Origin of the sequence: Hymenobacter montanus, assembly GCF_014699115.1 — a bacterium.
GTDB lineage: Bacteria > Bacteroidota > Bacteroidia > Cytophagales > Hymenobacteraceae > Hymenobacter > Hymenobacter montanus.
In genome coordinates this window covers 269983-289031 of record NZ_JACXAD010000001.1, presented here as the reverse complement: position 1 = coordinate 289031, position 19049 = coordinate 269983, and the positions used below count along the sequence as shown (strand labels likewise).

The window sequence follows — 19049 nt, the reverse complement described above, 5'->3', positions numbered from 1 at the left end:
GGGCGGACTCTGCGAGTACGCCCTAAAACGACACCGTGGCGAGCAATCGAAGCGCGGGGCTATGCTCCTTTTTTCGGGAAACCCAAGTCCGCGTAACAGGCGCTCTGCGGTCGGTATGCTCTTGGACGGTGCGCGTGCTAAAGCCCTCGTAATACAGCTCCGGAACCATTGAGAGGCGGGGGAGCAGGTGAATGGTCGCTCCCAGTCCCGCCATGGCGCCCCAGCCCCGGCCCGTCTGGGTCTCCGTGTAATCCAGGCAGCCACACAAGCCACCCGTGTACGCCCCGGAGGCGCTGGTGTGCCGGTAGGCCCCGTCGGCAAACGCATAAAGCCACGGCAACTGCCGAACGAGCGCGTACTGCCCGCCTACCCGCAGGGTAAGCGCCCGGGTCGTGGTTTCGCCGCTGGGGCAATCGTTACAGTCACTGGGCGGCCCAGCCTGCCGCTGGGTAAGGCCCGCGCCGCCCCGCAAGCCTGCCTGCTGGGGCACGTAGCGAAAAAAGACCCCCGAGGGCCCCTGGAACTTGGTGCGGGCCTCGGACACTAGCGGAACGTAGCTCATCCCTTCCAGGCCCGCTTCGTAGAGCCGCGGCCGAGGTGCTTGCGCACGAGCCGAAAACGCACAGCCCAGGAGGACGGTGCAGAATAACCAGGTCTTTATCTTTCTCATACTATGGGGGCAGTAGCTACGCGGCGTAAGTACGCAGGGCTTCACCCACCTGACCGTTCAGCCGGCCCCGGGGTTGCGTCGGTCAAGCAATGCCCGGCTTAGCCGTAATTTCTTTAAGGGGAAGGGGTTTGGGACAGGGATTCTGCGGGCTCAGAGGTCGCCGCGGGCACCCGGAAGAGCAGCGCATACCCCATGAGCCCCGCGACCAGGGAGGACAGCAAAATCGCCAGCTTGGCCACTCCAACACCCTCGGAGTGCTCGCCCAGGGCCAGCAGCGTAATAAACAACGACATGGTGAAGCCGATGCCGCCTAGTACGCCCGCCCCCCACAACTGCCGCCAGCTCACGCCGGCGGGAAGCGAAGCCCACCCCAGGCGCACCACCCCCCAGGATAGCAGCCCAATTCCCAGGGGCTTGCCCAGGACCAGCCCGCACAGGATGCCCAGCCCCAGGGGAGTACCAAGCTGAGCAAACATCGACCCATCGAGCGCCACACTGGTATTGGCGAAGGCGAAGAGGGGAATGATGCCGAAGGAAACCACTGAGTGCAGGCGCTGCTCGAGCCGTTGCGCCGGCGAGCTAATGGTTTCCGAGAGGTACTCCAGCTCTTCGCTGATGGTGCGCGGGTCGGCGTCGGCACCGTGGGTCTCGTGCTTGAGAAAGGTCAGGCGCTCGTCCAGCAGCCGCAGCAGGTCCGGGCGGGGGTGGCCAATGCGCAGGGGAATGGCCCCGGCCAGCATCACGCCGGCCAAGGTGGCGTGAATGCCCGACTCCAGCATGAAGAACCATAGCAAGACGCCCAGGGGCAGAAACGCCCAAAGCGTGCGCGCCCCCAGCCGGTTGAGGGCCAACAGCGTGCCCCAGGTGCCTAAGGCCAGGCAGAGGTAGCCCAGGTGTAGTTCAGCAGTATAAAACCCGGCAATCACCACCACGGCCCCGAGGTCGTCGACAATGGCCAGGGCCGTGAGAAATATTTTCAATCCCAAGGGTACCCGGGGCCCGAGTAGCTGTAGCACCGCCAGGGCGAAGGCAATGTCGGTGGCCATGGGAATGCCCCAGCCCGCGGCCGTCGGGGTGCCGCGATTGAGCAGGCTGAAAAGCAACGCTGGCAGAAGCATGCCGCCCAGTGCGCCGGCAATCGGCAGCACCGCCTGGCGCCAGGTAGACAATTCCCCGTCCAGAGCTTCGCGCTTAATTTCCAGGCCCACAATGAGAAAAAAAATGGCCATCAGCCCATCGTTTATCCAGTGCAGCAGGCTTTTGTCGAGCACTAGCCCGTTGAGGGAGATCCGCAGGTGCTCCTCCCACAGGCCCGGGAAGTAGCGCGCCACGCCCCAGCTGGTATTGGCCAGGACGAGCGCCAACCCGGCACTCAGCATCAGCACAATGCCCCCGGCCGCTTCGCGCCGAAAAAATTCAGAGAAGGGCCGCACCAACGGCCGGACAAGATGGGCAACAGCCATAAACCGGTTGTTATTAGCAAGTAAAATTACTACCGGCACCGTCCCGGATGGGGGCGGCCGCGATTATCAAAACAATTCCCGGGTAGCGAGTGCTTTTAGCTTATCCTCATCACGTGGCGATTGCATAGCTACGCCCACCCTGGCCGACCAGCTGCCAGGCTTATACTACCCCCGTTTTTTTCAAGCATCCTCTCTTTTGGTTTATGATGAAACTCGATGGTAACCAGGTACGCACTCCCTACGTCAACTCAGTAGGCGACCTTATCGACCGGTGGAACTCAAGGGCACCGGGGTGAGCATCCGTATCCCTAGCCTCTGGTACTCGTACTCAACCGCGCTAAGTACGGGGCCTGGCGCGGTGAGCATCCGTGTCCCTCGCGTCGGATACCCTCTCTGCTGGGGCTTCGCGCCTGAAGCGAACCGGGGGCATATCCGGGAGGGCACGGCCGTTATTCGGCGGATAAGCCTCGGCTGCTGCCTCCGCAGTCCTAAATTCTTCTTTCCTATCTTCTAAACTATTGATTGCTAGCTATGCACCAATTGATCTACATAAGCCAGGCTACCCGGCCTCTTTCGGATGCTGACTTAACGGAGCTGCTGCAAGAGTCCCGGCAGCGGAATGCCGCGGACGGCATTACCGGCGTGCTCCTCTACGGCAATGAGCGCTTTGTGCAGGTAGTCGAGGGCGAGGTCGCGGCCCTGGCCGACCTGTACGGGCGTCTGTTGCGCGACGCGCGCCACCACACCGTAACCCGACTGGCGTATGGCCCCATCCCCGAGCGCCGCTTTATGCAGTGGTCCATGGCCTTTCGCACGGCCGCGCGCGCTCAGATGGAAGAACTGGCTGGCTACGCCAACCCCGACCAGCTCGTGCTGTGCCATACCGGAGAAGACACCCCCGATGGGCCACTCTTTCAGCTGATTCAAAGCTTCGCGCACGATACCACGAGCGAGCTGTAGCCTGCTGATAAAAAGTAAAGGCCATCTTACTGAACAGGCCGTAGCCTCTTTCCCGACCGACATTCGACCCAACGAAGTGGGGGAGAGGCTGCGACAGAACAGACCTCCGCGGGAGTGGTTGCTTAGGAACGCTCCATACAGCTTAGTTGGAGCGGTTGAAACCGGTGCGCAGCAGCGACAGCATTTCATCTTTGGCCGCAATCAGCTGGTCTTTCATCGCCAACTGCTCGCGGAGCGACAGTGCCTCTTGGCGGGCCAGGTCGCGCTCGGCTTTGTACGTGTCGCGCTCCCGCTCGCAGTCGGCCAAGCCATAGCCGCGGCCGATGGTTGAGCCCGGAATGGGGCCCGGGCGTTGGCCGGAATTATTTTTCTGGTAGGAGACCAACGGCTCGTCCGAAGCGCTGGGCTCCGTCAGAAACGGCTCGCCCTCCCCGGTAATGAGCCACGCTGGATTTACGCGATTAAAATGGCGCAGGATGCTTTCCAGGTAGTCGGAGTTAGGTTTAGTGCCTTTAGAGAGGTAGTTACGGGTATTGGTGTCGCTTACGCCCAAGGCCGCACTGAAGGCCCTGATGCTTAAGCCCAGGCTCTTAATGAGAAAATTTAGGCGCTGATTAATAGTTTCTTGGGACATATATTTCGCGTTTCAGCGAATATTTAATAAATAGTGTGCGGCATATTAGACGCATCTTCGTATGTTTGCGCGGCGTACAATACTGAGTTGCTGCAAGAAAGCAACTCCTAGGTAAATTGTGCCAACTACCAGCATGCCTAGACGTGGAAAATACACCTGGCACTGGTCTGCCAGCACCCAGTATGAGATGAATGAATCCTCCTATTGGGCAGACCAGGAAGAGCGAGCAGAGCGCCGTGCTAAGGAGCGGGCCGCATCCCTGCAGAAAGCTCTACCCGAAGAGTCAGTTTCGGCGGAGCCCGCTCCCGCAGAGTCGGTCCCCGCGGAGCCGACCGCCGAAACCCCACCCCTCAAGAAGCCCCGCGGGCGTCGGCCTACAGTGAAAGTGCCGGTTACCGTCGAGCTGACCACTACCCCGAAAAAGCCCCGGGGGCGTCGCCCTACCCCGCCCGCAAATCCCGACTAACCGGCCGGCGTCCCGCTTGAGCCTGTTTTTGTGGAGAAGGTGGAGAAAGAGTAGTTGGCGCGCGTCGGCGACGCGCTGCCGTCAGGTGCCTGTGCCATTCCGTTCGTGCCGTCGAACCTCGGGCCCTGCCCCGTCGGCGCGAAACCAATCGGTACAGCGTTACGGGCACCTGCCAGCGCTGCGCTTAGCCCACCCAACCGGCTACACTCGCTGAGAACTGCCTGAGGCGGTCCTCCCGCGGCTTCGCGCCCAGCCTCCTCACCGGGTGACTCGGGTAAGCCTACCCCGCAGTGGAGTAGCCCATCCTCTGGCCAGTTTTACTGGCGGGCTGGTTCGCGCTCACTCCAGCAGCTCCATATTGCTGCCGATGGGCTCGGGCTGGTCCGCTACGAGGCGGGCCCCACCCCCAGGTTATGCGCTATCTGTGCGGGGCGCGCTGCTGCCCGGAAGCGTGGACTGAAGGCTGGCACTGGACCGGGTATGGGCACGGGGGCCTTCTGCCAAAACGGCTGCCTCGGCCTTCCGGCCCCAAGCTTGCCTCTGCCGGGGCGATGTTTGATTTCCTGAAAACCATTTCCGCCAAGCGCCCCACTGCCGGCGACAAACCACCCGTGAGCGTGCGCGAGCGAGTGTCGGCCCTGCGCCATCTGCCCGCGTTTCTCCGGCTCATCTGGCAAACCAGCCCCGCCCTGGCCCTGGCCAACCTGGCGCTGCGCCTGCTACGGGCGGGCCTGCCGCTGGCTACGCTCTACGTGGGTCGCCTTATTCTCGACGAGGTGGTGGCGCTCACCCGCCTGCCCGCCGCCGAGCGGGCCCTTCCGCCCGTGCTCACCCTGGTGGCCCTGGAGTTTGGCCTCGTGCTGCTGGCCGATGCGCTGGGCCGGGGCGTGGCCCTGCTCGACTCGCTGCTCGGCGACCTGTTTGCCAACCAGTCTTCCATCCGCCTCATGGCCCACGCCGCCGAGCTGGACTTGGATCAGTTCGAAGACAGTACGTTTTACGACAAGCTAGAGCGGGCCCGCCGCCAAACGCTGTCGCGCACCGTGCTCATGAGCCAGGTGCTGGCCCAGGGCCAGGACGTGGTCACTCTGCTGCTGCTGGCCGGGGGGCTGGTGGCCTTCCAGCCCTGGCTGCTGGGGCTGCTGCTGCTGGCGGTAGTGCCGGCCTTCCTGGGCGAGTCGCATTTCAACGAGCGCAGCTACTCGCTGTCGCACTCCTGGACGCCCGAGCGCCGCGAGCTGGACTACCTCCGCCAGACCGGCGCCTCCGACGAAACGGCCAAGGAAGTTAAGATCTTCGGCTTGTCCGACTTTCTGATTGGTCGCTTCCGCGAGCTGTCCGACAGCTTTTACCGCCAGAACAAGAGCTTAGTGCTGCGGCGCGCCGGTTGGGGCACTGTGTTCGCCGCCATTGGCGCGGCCGGCTACTACGGGGCCTACGTGTACATCCTGGCCCGCGCCGTGGCGGGGCAGATCTCCCTGGGCCAGCTCACCTTCCTGGCCGGGTCGTTCGCGCGCCTGCGCAGCCTGCTCGAAGGCATTCTGAGTCGGTTTAGCTCGGTGGCCGACGGGGCTTTATACTTGCAGGATTTTTTTGATTTCTTTGCCCTGCGGCCCCGCATCGTGCGCCAGGCGGGCTCCGGCGCTCCGGTAAGGCCCTTCCCCCGGCCCATCCGGCGGGGGGTTGAGTTTGAAAACGTCGGGTTCCAGTACAAAAATGGTACAAAATGGGCCATTCGCAACCTGTCTTTTCAGCTCGAAGCGGGTGAGAAGCTGGCGCTGGTGGGCGAGAACGGGGCGGGTAAAACCACGCTGGTGAAGCTCCTGGCCCGGCTCTACGACCCCACCGAGGGCCGCATCCTGCTCGACGGTCACGACTTGCGCGAGTACGACCCGGCCGAGTTGCGGCAGGAAATCGGGGTTATCTTCCAGGACTTTGTGCGCTTCCAGTTGCCGGCGGGGCAGAACCTGGCGGTGGGCCGCATTGAGGAGCGCCAGAACCAGCCCCGGATCGAGACCGCCGCCCACCAGAGCCTGGCTGACACCGTCATTGCCAAGCTGCCGGGGGGCTACGACCAAATGATCGGCCGGCGCTTTAACGGCGGGGTGGACCTGAGCGGCGGTGAGTGGCAGAAGATTGCCCTCGGCCGGGCGTACATGCGCGACGCCCAACTGCTCATCCTCGACGAGCCCACCGCGGCGCTCGATGCCCGCGCCGAGCACGAAGTCTTTCAGCGCTTCGCCGAATTAACTCAAGGAAAAACGGCCGTCCTCATCAGCCACCGGTTCAGCACCGTGCGCATGGCCGACCGCATCCTGGTGATTGAAAACGGCCAGTTCGTAGAAATCGGCTCGCACGAGGCTTTGTTGGCCAAGGGCGGCCGGTACGCCGAACTGTTCGCGCTGCAAGCCGCCGGCTATCGGTAGGCGGGTGGATAACGCTATATTGGTCCTTCAACCAGAATAGTGCTGTACTCGAATGCCTTACGAACTTCCTTTTGAAAAGAGTAGACTTCGAGCTGAATAAGGCCACAGCTGCTAAACTGATGATGGCTTTTTTAGAAATTCACGATTTAAATCATGCCAGTTCCTGTGCGCATTTCACGCACCGAGGAAGGGTCATGAGTTGCCGGTTGCTTCAGGGGCATCGAGAACTGGCCGCTGCTCTTTAAAAATTGATTTGCCCGGAGATTTACTGCCCGGCAGTATCGCGCTACGCCGAACGGTTGGCGCTAGGAGCGGGCTACCAATAAAAACGGGCACCATGCGCGAAAAGGCGGGTTTTGCTTTTTGTCGCCGATCAAGATTTCGCTAAGGGCCTTAGAATTCGTACATTGGTAGTAACTAACCCTGGTTTATTCTTTTTATATGAGACCTATTTTTACGCTAGTTCTTTTCGTTGCGGGGGCCCTGGCCGGCTGCATGACTACCCGCGAAGCCCGGGTGGACTCTGATTATAGCTACCGGGGCAACTTCCGCCACTACCACACCTACGACTTCGTTAGTGGTAGTGGCCTCACGGCCGATACCAGCCGCCTGGGCGAATCGGTCCGGCAGGCCATCCGCCAGCGCCTGCAAGTGCAGGGCTACCGCCAGGCCCACCGCCGCCCCGACATGCTGGTGAATTTCCGGGTGTACCAGGGCGATATGAGCTTCCACGGGTTTGTGCAGGAAGACCTCAGCCAGTGGATAAAGCGCAATGTGGAGGAGAGCGACGACACGCCCAAGGAACTGCGCCAGGGCTACCAGCCGGTGCGCCTGCTGCTGGCCGAGGGCACGCTGCTGCTCACCCTCATCGACGTGAAAACCAACCGCGCGGTATGGAACGGCTACGCCTCGGGGGTGAGCGTCCCCGAAGGGCCCATGGGTGAAATCGTGCTGCGCCGCTCGGTGCGCTCCATCCTCGACCGCTACCGCGTCTTCACCGAGGAGTTCGCGAACGGCACCCTACCCCCGCCGGCTCCCGAAACGGAGCGGTAAGCCCCCTGGGCGGTAGCACCCCAAGGACTAGTTCGGGTTCCGCCCGCCGAGGATAGGCCCGTAGTTGTGGTTGGGGAATCGGTAGCTTTCGGGTTGGGCAAGCGGGCCCTGGGCTACTTAAACCTCGGATTTGGTGGCGTGTCGCTTTTTGCGGACCATGAGCACCCAGCCGATGGACACGTAGCCCAGGCTGCTTTTCTCGGGCCGGAAGCTGACGACCTCGGACGTGCCGGGTACTGGAATAAGGGATTCCTGGTTGCGCAGGAAATCGCTCAGGTAATACTTGGCCCGAATGTAAAAGCCTTTGGACAGGTGCAATTCCGCGAATACAGCCGAATTAAACGGCCGTACTTCGCTCGGGAACCAGCTGGATGTACTACCTCGCTCTCCGTTGTAGAAGGCCTTCCGTCGGTAATGGAACATGTATTCCAGGGAGGCGCCCACGGCCAGATAAGTGCGCTTGCCCATGTTTCCCACCTTAACAGCGAGCGGAATTCCGAGGCTGTAGCTACGCTGCGTGAGTTGCAGGTCGTCGCCATTGGCCAGGGGGAGGCGGTGAGCGAAGCCTACATTAATCAAGCTCAGACCCGAGTATATCCCGAACGAGGGCGTGTAGTCGTAGTGCGACTGGTAGTTGAGATGAAGGAAGGCACTGAAGCGGCCGTCACTTTTCAGCTTCTGGCCGTAGCTGGATACCTCGCCGGAAGAAAAAATAAGCTCGGAGCCCGACATTTCATACGGTGTTCTCAGGGGAGCGGCATTTTTCAGGGCGGTGGAATCCTGCGCGTTTGCCCGCGGGGCAACGATGCTCAACATAATGATGATCAGAAGCTTGGTCATAGAATAAGCAGGGTGAAGTGAGGGGGCGAGGCAGGGATACGCGCGGACTCTGCGAGTCCGCGTTACGCTCTGGTAATGGAGCAGTGAAGGCGGGCTTATCCTTTCAGAAAATCTAGTGGCGCAAACCGCTGGGCCAGCACTTTTTCCGAGTTCACCCGCAGGGCTCGCTCCAGCAGCGTGGCGTACACCCGCCGGAAGTCGACGGTGTGGATGAGGTCGCCCTCGTCGAGTTGGGTCAGGTTGGGCATTTCGTTGAGGATGCCGGCGCGGCCCAGCCCGCCGCCGGCAATGTACACGTTGTTGGCCGTGCCGTGGTCGGTGCCCTTGCTGGCATTCTGCGCTACCCGGCGGCCAAACTCCGAAAACGTCAGCACGACGGTGTCGTTGAACCGGTTGCTGGCTTTGAGGTCGGCGCAGAAGGCCCCGATGGTTTGGGCGTACGTTTTCAGCACCGCGCTGTGGAACATCTTCTGGAGGGCGTGAGTGTCGAAGCCGGGCAGCGAGATGTAGTAGACTTTCGTTTCGCTGCCCGAGCCGATGAGCTCCGCGATGAGCTTCATCCGCCGGCCAAACTCGTGCGCGGGGTAGGTCTGGGAAGAGCGGTAAATCTTGGAATGCGCGTAGATGTAGTCCACCGACTGATTGGTTTCCGCCAGGGTTTTGTGCAGAAATTCCAGGGAAGGGTTTTTACCCGGTTCCGGCGGCGCGGGACTCAGCTTGCGCAGCACCGGGTTGGTCGAGAGCCGGTACAGGTCGGCCGGGTCGTGAAACGCCAAGCCCCGGCCTTTCACGCCTTTCAGGGCCAGGCTGAGGGTATCGTCGAGCTCCACGGCGGCGTGCGGCGCGGGGCACCGCGACCCGCAGCTGGCATCGAGGTAGCGGCCCACCCAACCCGAACTCAGCACCTGGTCGGCGTCGCTGCCGCTCTGCCAGATGTCCATCGAGCGGAAGTGTGAGCGGTTCGGGTTTGGGTAGCCGACGTTGTTGAGAATGGCCAGCTCGCCCTGGTCGTAAAGAGTGGCTAGCTCTTTCAGGTTTTTGTTCAGCCCCACTTCGCCGGTGATGCCAATGAGGTCCTTCTGGGGGATGGCCAGGTTGGGCCGCAGCTTATAATACTGGTCGTTGCGGAAAGGCACGACGCAGTTAAGCCCGTCGTTGCCCCCGGACAGCTGCACAATGACCAGGGTTTTCCCAGGAATGCCCTCGGAGGGGCCTAACCGGCCCAGTCCGTGCAGAAAGTTGGGAATCAGCAGCGAGCCGGAAGCCAGCGCCGCCGACTTAATAAAGGTTCTGCGGTTCGTCGTCATCAGCGTTCAGATCAGTTGAAATTCGGGCAGCGACATCAGGCGGGCACACATCCCGCGGAGGGAATTATCAGCGGCATCGGACTGGAGCAGGCGCCGGTCGATGGTTTTTGGGTCGCACTGAATGAAGTGGGCAATAAGCTTTTCGGCGAGCTGGGTGGGGGCTTCCGCTTTAAAAAAACTTTCCAGGGCCGACCAGTCGGCGGTTAGCTCGCCTTTGCTTTTCGGGGGGCCGGCGGCCACGGCCGCATCTTCCTCGAACGCGGGCTTGGCCGAGACGTTGAACGCGGTTCCGCTCAGCAGGCGGGCCGGCAGGTTGAGCCGTAGCAGCAGGGAGGTGCTGTCAATCCAGGTGGGGCCCCCCGGCCAGCCAGCCACGTTGGGCGGGAAGAACAGGATTTGCCCCAGCACCTGCTGCAGCTCAATCAGGGATTTGGGGTTCTTGAACTCCAGCCCCACCAGCTTTTTGTAGCGGACCAGCAGCTCCACGGGCGAGCAGATTTTTACGCCCCGGTTTTCGTCGGCGTAAAACCAGTCGGCCAGAAAGATCTTTTTCATCAGCAGGCTGATGTCGTAGCCGCTCCGGTAAAAACCATCGGCCAGCTCGGCCACGCGCGCCGGATGAGCCACGGGGTTGACAAACTCGCGGTAGATTTTGCCGACCACGTAACGAGCGGTTTCTTTCCGCTCCAGAATCAGCCTGATGACGTCCTCGCCGCCGAAGTTTCCGCGCTGGCCAAAGATTATTTTTTCGCCAGCGTCGTGTTCCTGGGGCTGGAATTCAAATTCCCCCTTCAGGTTAACCGTCCACCCGGTAAACGCCCGGGCGGCTTCCTTGATGTCCTTTTCGGAGTAGTTGCCCTCGCCCAGGCAAAACAGCTCCATTACCTCGCGGGCGAAGTTTTCGTTGGGGTGGTTTTTCTTGTTTTCCTGGTTATTGAGGTAGATAATCATGGCCGGGTCTTTGGCCACCGCGTGCAGCAGCTGGCCAAAGTTGCCCAGGGCGTGCTTGCGCAGGGTGTTGTTTTGCACCTGCATGAGATAGGCAAAGGGCGCCGAAGTCGCAAAGTGATTATGCCAGAAGAAGGTCATTTTTTCCCGCAGCACCGCGGGAGTATAGGTCATTTTGAACAGCCACTCGGCATTGAGCTCCTCCATCTCCTGCTTGGAGCGCAGAATCAGGGCTACGAGCTGAAACACGTTCAGGCCCTTGTCGTACTGCCCCTCGTGCAGAGGGTAGGGGAGGTAGGAGACGTTTTTGTACTCCCGCGAGGAAGCGAACAGCTTTTCTACGATTACCTCCCGGGAGGTGCCCAGCAGGGGCTGGATGGCTTGCGGCGTCTCGCCGAAGCCCGCCCGGAGGAATAAATGCTGCAGTTGTTGCTGATTCAACATCGGTAAACAAGAGAGTAAGCTTGGTAGCGCTCATCAGTATAAGCCCCGAACCCGGTGGCATATCGCGCCTCACTGCTAGTGCTTTAACAAGGAGCGGGCCAAAAACTCAGCGCCCGCCGCGAACCCGTCGTCGGCAGCGTGAGTTACGCTCCGCCACCCTCGTGCCCGTAAGTATAAGTATTATATCGGCGAGAGGACCACTGGACCTAATTGCTCACCAACCAGTGTGGGGAGGGCTGTTCCAACTAGTTGGTGAAGAATCCACTCGGGCAGTAACTTAAGGCGTTAGGTGCGCTTGGGCTGGTTCGTGGTCCGCTCAGGGGCTCTACCTCACCAAAGGAGCTGCCGGGCGTGGTTGGAGTCTGGCCTAGCTAAATGCACGAATGGAACAGCAACCAGCTAAAACGATGGTGCTGTAGCGGAGCCAAAAGAAATTCATATATTTATTTGCAGCGACTCGTGCTATTTGGCTAAAAAGTATTGCGGTTATCGATAAAAATTAAAAAGTACTGGAAGTTTATTTATGAATTCAGCCGGTTTCCTCAAGCTTTTATCTTGTTTTTACTGGTATAGTCATAATTTATGGCATGGTAACCTTTAATATGCGGAGTTACTCGCATTTGGTTTGTTCAGCTAGCCTTCTCGGCCAAATTCTGGTGGTTTCTTTAAGAACTATGACTTCTATTACTATCATGATAAGTTGATATTTTATGGCTTATGATTAATTGTCATCCGTTTTTCTCCCTAGCGCTATAGTACCAATATGTGCGCCCGTGTTGGTGTTAAAACCGGAAGCTATTTAAGACAATTAAGATCTGAAAATCATCAATATACAGAAAAGCATTGATATTTATTGCAAAGTTGAAGCCAATATTGATTAACTATTCAGTGATAATTATAACTAAACAGGGTTACTGGATGGCTCATAAAATATTTATATTATTGAATTTTTTATTTGCTCCTGGATCAGTCGATTTTAAGGATGTTATCCAGGCATAATTGGGCTCCTTTACGACTCAACTCACAAAACGACAATAAAATAGGAACAAGGTGCAAAAGCACAGCCTATTTGTAAGCATTTATTCTGTTTTTCAGTAACTTGTGTTATTTGAATAAGGATTTTGCAGATTTTGCAAACATTGTAGCAATACCGACAGTTTTCTCATATATTTGACCGTCCAACTCAGATTTCTCCTAGTTCACCCTCCCTAATCTACCACATGAAAACCCTTACTACTTATCCCATGAAAATTTTTACAGAACGATTAACGTCCTTTTCTTTTTTGAGCCGACGATTAGTTACTTCTCTGGCATTAGGGTTGTTGCTGAATGCCCTGCTAAGCGGGTATTCGATGGTTCATGCCCAACTGCGTTCCATGGCGTTTCGGAACACTACCGCACCGGGCTTCACCCTGGGCGGCAGTGCCCAGCTCACTGCCGGCGCCGGTATCGACCCCGATGGCGCGGGCTACCTGCGCCTGACTCGTGCGCTTAACAACCAGATGGGCTATGCCTTCGACAACACCCAGCTTCCAACGGGCCAGGGTTTCCGGGTCACCTTCGACTTCTTTGCCTACGGGGGGACGGGTGCGGATGGATTTTCCTTCTTCCTGTTTGACGGGAACATGCCCATTGGGAACTTCTCGGCGGGTGCTAACGGTGGCTCGCTGGGCTACGCCCAAAAGGTGGGCACAGCGGGTAATGACGACCCCGGCTTAACGGGCGGCTATATCGGGGTTGGCATTGACCCGTGGGGCAACTTCTCCAATCCCGTCGAAGGCCGGGTTGGTGGGGTGCAATCCAATTTGTTTCCGGTGCGCCGCTCGCCACAGTCCGTAGCCGTCCGGGGCCGGGCCGTAGACAGCTACCCTTATCTTGCCGGTACGGGCCCGAACCCGTTGCCCTTTAATCTCAACGTGCCCACGGCCCGCGCCCAGCAAGGGAGCGGTGATTTCCGCCGGGCCATCATCGACCTGGTGCCCAAGGGCAGCTCGTACGAATTAACGGTGCGTATCCAGCACGGGACGCAGGTAACAACGGTTATTGACAAGCAGCAGCTGCCGCTGCCTCCCTCTACCTTGCGGATAGGCTACGCGGCTACGACCGGCGACAATACCAACATCCACGAAATCCGCGACCTGACGGCGATACTGGCGCCAATCGCCAACAACGACCAGGCCACGACCCCCGCTAACCAGTCGGTCACGTTAAACGCCCTGGCCAACGACGTTTTCCCCGGTAGTAATTTCCTTTCCAACTCGGTGGACCTCGACCCCAGCACGCCCGGCGTACAGACTAGCTATTCGCCATCGAATGGGGCGGGTACGTTCTCGGTAACTCCAGCCGGCCTGGTGACATTTACGCCCAACGTTTCGTGGGGCATAGGCACCGTCAGTATTCCGTATACGGTGAAGAACCAGGCAAACATTGAGTCGGTCCCGGCGACCATTCTGGTCAATGTAACAGCCGCGCAGTTCGCCGACCTGACGACGACGCTCAGTTCGAACCCGACTTCAGCCATACCTGGTTCGACCGTGGTCTACACCCTGACCACTCGGAACAACAGCGCCACTGCTGCCACCAACGTCTCCTCCAGCGTGACGCTGCCCGCGGGCGTGAATCCGTCTACGGTTTCGGTAACCGGGGGCAGCTACAATGCCGGCACCCGGACGGCCACGTTCAACACGGTCGCCAGCCTGGCGGGCAACTCGAACCTAACCAATACGCTTAGCTTCACCATGCCCGGTACGTCGGTCACGGCCACTGGCACGACCTCGGCCAGCAATGAGTCCAACACGGGCAACAACGGCTCGAGTGTGACTACGACGGCATTGCAGTCGGCCGATCTGACCACGACGCTTACCTCGAACCCGACCTCAGCCTTGCCCGGGACAAATATCATTTATACGCTCACTACGACCAATAACGGCCCGACGGCTGCGACCAACGTGGCGCCGAGCGTGACGCTGCCCGCGAACGTGGTTGGAGCCGTTTCGGTACCCGGAGGCACTTATAATGCCACCACGCGGGTGGCCACGTTCAGCACGGTCGGCAGCCTGGCCAGCGGTGCTAATGTAACCAACACGCTCAGCTTCACGATGCCGACCACGTCGGTTACGGCTAGCGGTACGGTTACATCGAGCACCTCGGACCCCAACTCGGGCAACAACGGGTCAACCGTCACCACGACGGCATTGCAGTCAGCGGACTTGACCACGACGCTCAGTTCGAACCCGACCTCGGCCCTGCCGGGCGCGAGCATCACTTATACGCTCACCACGACTAACAACGGCCCGACGGCTGCGACCAGCGTGGCGCCGAGCGTGACTTTGCCCGCAAACGTGGTAGGAGCTGTTTCGGTGCCTGGGGGTAGCTACAACGCCACCACGCGGGTGGCCACGTTCAACACGGTCGGCAGCTTGGCCAGCGGCTCTAATGTAGCCAACACGCTCAGCTTCACGATGCCGGCTACCTCGGTCACGGCCACTGGCACGGCCACGTCGAGTACCTCGGACCCCAACCCGGGCAACAACGGCTCGAGTGTGACCACGACGGCCATCCCGATGGCGGACCTGACCACGGCGCTCAACTCGAGCCCGACCTCGGCCTTGCCCGGGACAAATATTCTCTACACGTTCACCACGACCAATAACGGCCCGATGGCTGCGATCAACGTGGTGCCGAGCGTGACGCTGCCCGCGAACGTGGTCGGGGCCGTTACGGTACCCGGAGGCACTTACAACGCCACCACGCGGGTAGCTACGTTCAGCACGGTCGGCAGCCTGGCTAGCGGTTCGACTTGGACCAACGTACTCAGCTTCGTGATGCCGACCACATCGGTCACGGCCAGCGGTACCGCCACGTCGAGCACCTCAGACCCCAACCCGGGTAACAACAGTTCAACCGTAACCACCACGGCATTGCAGTCGGCGGACCTGCGGACCGCGCTCGTCTCGAACCCAACCTCAGCCCTGCCGGGCGCGAGCATCATTTATACGCTCACCACGACTAATGATGGCCCGACGGCTGCGACCAACGTGGTGCCGAGCGTGACTTTGCCCGCGAACGTGGTCGGGGCCGTTTCGGTACCCGGAGGCACTTATAATGCCACCACGCGGGTGGCCACGTTCAGCACGGTCGGCAGCCTGGCTAGCGGTTCTAATGTAACCAACACGCTCAGCTTCACGATGCCGACCACGTCGGTTACGGCTAGCGGTACGGTTACATCGAGCACGTCGGACCCCAACACGAGTAACAACGGCTCAAGTGTGACCACGACGGCCATCCCGACGGCCGACCTGACCACGACGCTCAGCTCAAACCCAACCTCGGCCCTGATCGGATCGACCGTAACCTACACGCTCATTACCCGGAACAATAGTGGAAACGCTGCCACCAATGTCTCCTCCAGCGTGACGCTGCCGGCGGGCGTGAATCCGTCTACGGTTTCGGTAACCGGGGGTAGCTACAATGCCGGCACCCGGACGGCCACCTTCAACACGGTCGCCAGCCTGGCGGGCAACTCGAACCTGACTAACACGCTCAGCTTCACCATGCCCGGTACGTCGGTCACAGCCACTGGCACGACCTCGGCCAGCAATGAGATTGACACGAGCAATAACGGCTCGAGCGTGACTACGGGAGTCCTGCCGACGGCGGACCTAACGACCACGCTCAGCTCGAACCCAACTTCGGCCCTGATGGGCTCGACGGTGGTCTATACGCTCACCACTCGCAACAATAGCGGCAGCGCCGCCACCAATGTCTCCTCCAGCGTGACCTTGCCCACCAGCGTGAGTGCGGCTACGGTTTCGGTAACCGGGGGCAGCTACAATGCCACTACCCGGACGGCCACTTTTAACACCGTCGCTAGCCTGGCCAGCGGTTCGAACCTGACCAACACGCTCAGCTTCACCATGCCCGGCACAGCGGTCACGGCCACCGGCACAACCTCAGCCACCAACGAGGTTAACACGAGTAATAATGGCTCGAGTGTGACCACGGCGGCCCTGCCGACGGCGGACCTGACCACGACACTCAGCTCGAACCCGACCTCGGCCCTGCCCGGCTCGACCATAACCTACACGCTCACCACTCGCAATAATAGTGGCAGCGCCGCCACCAGCGTTTCATCCAGCGTGACCTTGCCTGCGAGCGTGAACCCGGCTACGATTTCAGTCACGGGGGGTAGCTACAATGCCACTACCCGGACGGCCACCTTCAACACGGTCGCCAGCCTGGCCAGCGGTTCGAACCTGACTAACACGCTCAGCTTTACGATGCCGGCTACGTCGGTCGCGGCCACCGGCACGACCTCGGCCACCAACGAGGTTAACACGAGCAACAACGGGTCAGCTACCAGCACGGCAGTGGAGGCGAACGCGGACCTGCAGACGACGCTAACCGGCCCGGCTACGGCCCCGGCTAATACGAGCGTTACGTACACGCTCATAACCCAGAATAATGGCCCGGACCCCGCTATCAACGTGCGGCCCACCGTGACCCTGCCCGAGAGCGCGATTTCCGTTTCGGTGCCACCCGGTGCCACCTACAACTCCACTACCCATGTAGTGACGCTTGCGCCCATTGGCAATCTGAGCTACCCCGGCACCGATACCAAAGCCATTAGCTTCACCATGCTCAACCCGCCGGGCACGGGTGCCGGTACGCCCGTCACGAGCAACGGCTACGTGACGGCGAACACGCCGGATCTCAACATGAGCAACAATACGTCGTCGGCGGTTACCGTCGTGCAGAAGCCCCTGCCGGTGGAACTAGCCCGCTTCGAAGCCGTGGCCGTGAAAAATGACGCCGTGTTAACCTGGACAACGGCGGCCGAAGTCAATAACGACCGGTTTGAGGTCGAGCGCTCGTTTGATGGCCGTTCCTTTGAGCGGGTGGGTACTCAGCGCGGCCAAGGCAGCAGCTTCCGCCCCACCGATTACCGCTTCACCGACGTTGGGGCCAGCCGTCTGGGCTACCCGCTCGTTTATTATCGCTTGCGGCAGTTCGATATCGATGGCAAGGACACGCGGGGCCCGGTGCAGGCCGTCATGTTCACTAGCGTCACTAAGGCCAGCGGGGAGCTGTACCCCAATCCTACTTCGGGCCAAGCCATGCTCGACCTGAAGCAGCTGCCTACGGGTACCTACCAGGTTCGTTTGTTTGACCTAACGGGCCGCGAGGTTGGCCGCTATACGCTGGCCAGCGGCGCTGAGCACGCGCTCAACGTGCAAAGCTTGCCGCAAGGCAACTACGTGGTGCGGGTCGTTGGCGACAAGGTGAGCTTAGTTCTGCCGCTGGTGCGCAACTAAGCTGTTGACAGCAGCAATCAGCAGCAATAAAAAAGCTCCCGAAAATATTTCGGGAGCTTTTTTATTGCTGCGGCCCTGAGGTGGGAGCTGGGCTCCTATGTAATACGGGACGGCATAGCTGGGTTGGTTCGGCGGGTTCGTGCTGTGGTGAGGCCCAGCTTCGCCCGGATGGCTGGGGCGGGTACCGGGCTTGTTTAGGTACCTAGCTTGTTCTATTGCGAGGCTCAGCCTCGCCCGGATGGTCAGCACGAGTTACGCTGCGCTGAACTCACGCCAGTACTGGGATATTACTAGCCCAGTATTGCTAGACCAGGATCAGCAGGAGGCAGCTTGGCGGCCAGCATGGTTTACCCTGGTGGCCGCGTGAGCGAACGGGTGGCTTGGCGGGTACTTCGCCGGAACTCGCGCTAAATATCAACGGGCCCGTGCCGTACCTGGATGAGCTCGGCGGCGATGCTGACGGCAATTTCTTCGGGCGTTTGGCTGTGGATGGGCAGCCCGATGGGGCCCCGCAGTTGGGCGAGTGCCGCGGGCGTAAAGCCTGCTTCGCGCAGCTCGCGGCGCAGTTCGGCCACTTTGGCGGCGCTGCCCATTACGCCCAGGTAGCGGTAGGGCCGGCCCAGGAGCTGGCGTAGCACCACGGCGTCGGAGCGGTAGCCGACCGTCATTACCACGACGTATTGGTGCGGACCCGGGGGGATTTCGGCCGCCACGCTTTCGTAGCTGATGAGGCGCCGGTGGTGAGCCGTATCGTTGGCCGCGAGCGTGGGCAACGCGGGCCGGTCGTCCAGCACCGTCAGCTCGAAGTCGAGCTGGCCGAGGATGGTTGACAAGGCCAGGCTCACGTGGCCGCCCCCGACAATGGTAACGTGCTCGCGAAAGCCTAACTGCTCGCGGTAGTACCACTCCGGCCCGGGCTGGTATTGGTAAAAGCTGCCCGCCTCGGTCTCGGCCGAAGACCTGGCCGGCACGAGGCGCAGCCCACGGCCCGGGCCCAGCGCAATATGCCCGCGGGCGCCGGTTTGCAGGGCCTCCTCGATAGCGACCACGGTGGGCAGATCAGCGGCGGTCAACGGCCAGAGCAGGACTTCCTGTTCGCCGGAGCACATCATGCCGGAGCGGTCGGCCGGGGCTTCGCGGCGGTGAATCTGAGGGCGCAGGAGCGGGGTGGAGTCAGCGGCCCGCAGGCGCTGGCGGGCCAGCTCCACAAACTTATGCTCCATGATGCCGCCGCCGATGGAGCCCGCGCTGGCCGTGGCGGTCACGCTCATTTTGAAACCCTGCCGGCCGGGGCTGCTGCCGGCGCTCCGCACCACGCACAGCAGGGCCACCGGGGTACCTGCCCGGAGGCTGGCGGCGGCGAGGGCCCACACGGGCAGGTCGCGGGGAGAGGCGGGCATGGGGGAGGAGCGTGAATTATTTGAATGCCGTTAAAGCGGCTTCGAAGTTGGTAGATCTGGCGCGGGCGTGGGAACCTCACGTGACCCTAGTTCGCTTCAGGCGCGAAGCCTCAGGAGGGGGGAG

At 60.6% G+C, this 19049-nt stretch carries 12 protein-coding genes; 5 read left to right on the top strand and 7 right to left on the bottom strand.

The window, feature by feature from the left end:
- Positions 1–22 precede the first annotated feature (22 nt).
- Together IC235_RS01095 and nhaA are read right to left on the bottom strand one after the other, a co-directional pair.
- Positions 23–670: a hypothetical protein gene (locus IC235_RS01095; protein ID WP_191003308.1), complete on the bottom strand. Its 648-nt coding sequence runs from the start codon at positions 668–670 to the stop codon at positions 23–25.
- Between the two features lie 113 nt (positions 671–783).
- Positions 784–2133, bottom strand: a complete 1350-nt coding sequence (gene nhaA / locus IC235_RS01090; RefSeq protein WP_191003307.1) for a Na+/H+ antiporter NhaA — start codon at positions 2131–2133, stop codon at positions 784–786.
- 531 nt (positions 2134–2664) lie between these two features.
- Between nhaA and IC235_RS01085 the strand changes: the two genes are divergently transcribed.
- Positions 2665–3093 (top strand): BLUF domain-containing protein, encoded by a 429-nt coding sequence (locus tag IC235_RS01085; RefSeq protein ID WP_191003306.1) that lies wholly within the window; start codon positions 2665–2667, stop codon positions 3091–3093.
- 142 nt (positions 3094–3235) lie between these two features.
- Here the strand turns inward: IC235_RS01085 and IC235_RS01080 are convergent, their stop codons facing one another.
- The gene (locus IC235_RS01080) at positions 3236–3727 is read right to left on the bottom strand and encodes a helix-turn-helix domain-containing protein (RefSeq protein WP_191003305.1); all 492 of its coding nucleotides are present in this window, start codon (positions 3725–3727) and stop codon (positions 3236–3238) included.
- A 133-nt stretch (positions 3728–3860) separates the two neighbouring features.
- Between IC235_RS01080 and IC235_RS01075 the strand changes: the two genes are divergently transcribed.
- From IC235_RS01075 to IC235_RS01065, 3 genes are all read left to right on the top strand, one after another.
- The gene (locus IC235_RS01075; RefSeq protein WP_191003304.1) at positions 3861–4193 is read left to right on the top strand and encodes a hypothetical protein; all 333 of its coding nucleotides are present in this window, start codon (positions 3861–3863) and stop codon (positions 4191–4193) included.
- Between the two features lie 551 nt (positions 4194–4744).
- Entirely contained in the window at positions 4745–6619 is a 1875-nt protein-coding gene (locus tag IC235_RS01070; RefSeq protein ID WP_191003303.1) for an ABC transporter ATP-binding protein, read from the top strand.
- A gap of 441 nt (positions 6620–7060) precedes the next feature.
- On the top strand, positions 7061–7672 hold the full coding sequence (locus tag IC235_RS01065) for a DUF4136 domain-containing protein (protein WP_191003302.1): 612 nt from the start codon (positions 7061–7063) through the stop codon (positions 7670–7672).
- 117 nt (positions 7673–7789) lie between these two features.
- Here the strand turns inward: IC235_RS01065 and IC235_RS01060 are convergent, their stop codons facing one another.
- From IC235_RS01060 to IC235_RS01050, 3 genes are all read right to left on the bottom strand, one after another.
- A complete protein-coding gene (locus IC235_RS01060) occupies positions 7790–8512 on the bottom strand; it encodes a hypothetical protein (RefSeq protein ID WP_191003301.1) in 723 nt (240 codons plus the stop codon).
- Between the two features lie 95 nt (positions 8513–8607).
- Positions 8608–9819 (bottom strand): DUF1501 domain-containing protein, encoded by a 1212-nt coding sequence (locus IC235_RS01055; protein ID WP_191003300.1) that lies wholly within the window; start codon positions 9817–9819, stop codon positions 8608–8610.
- Positions 9820–9825: 6 nt separating this feature from the next.
- Positions 9826–11211 carry a DUF1800 domain-containing protein gene (locus tag IC235_RS01050; protein ID WP_191003299.1) on the bottom strand — a complete coding sequence of 462 codons (1386 nt, stop codon included), beginning with the start codon at positions 11209–11211 and terminating at the stop codon, positions 9826–9828.
- 1376 nt (positions 11212–12587) lie between these two features.
- On the opposite strand from IC235_RS01050, the gene IC235_RS01045 reads away from it, so the two are divergent.
- A complete protein-coding gene (locus IC235_RS01045) occupies positions 12588–17525 on the top strand; it encodes a T9SS type A sorting domain-containing protein (RefSeq protein WP_191003298.1) in 4938 nt (1645 codons plus the stop codon).
- A 407-nt stretch (positions 17526–17932) separates the two neighbouring features.
- Here IC235_RS01045 and IC235_RS01040 read toward each other — a convergent pair whose 3' ends face one another.
- On the bottom strand, positions 17933–18925 hold the full coding sequence (locus tag IC235_RS01040; RefSeq protein WP_191003297.1) for an XdhC family protein: 993 nt from the start codon (positions 18923–18925) through the stop codon (positions 17933–17935).
- Positions 18926–19049: the final 124 nt, after the last annotated feature.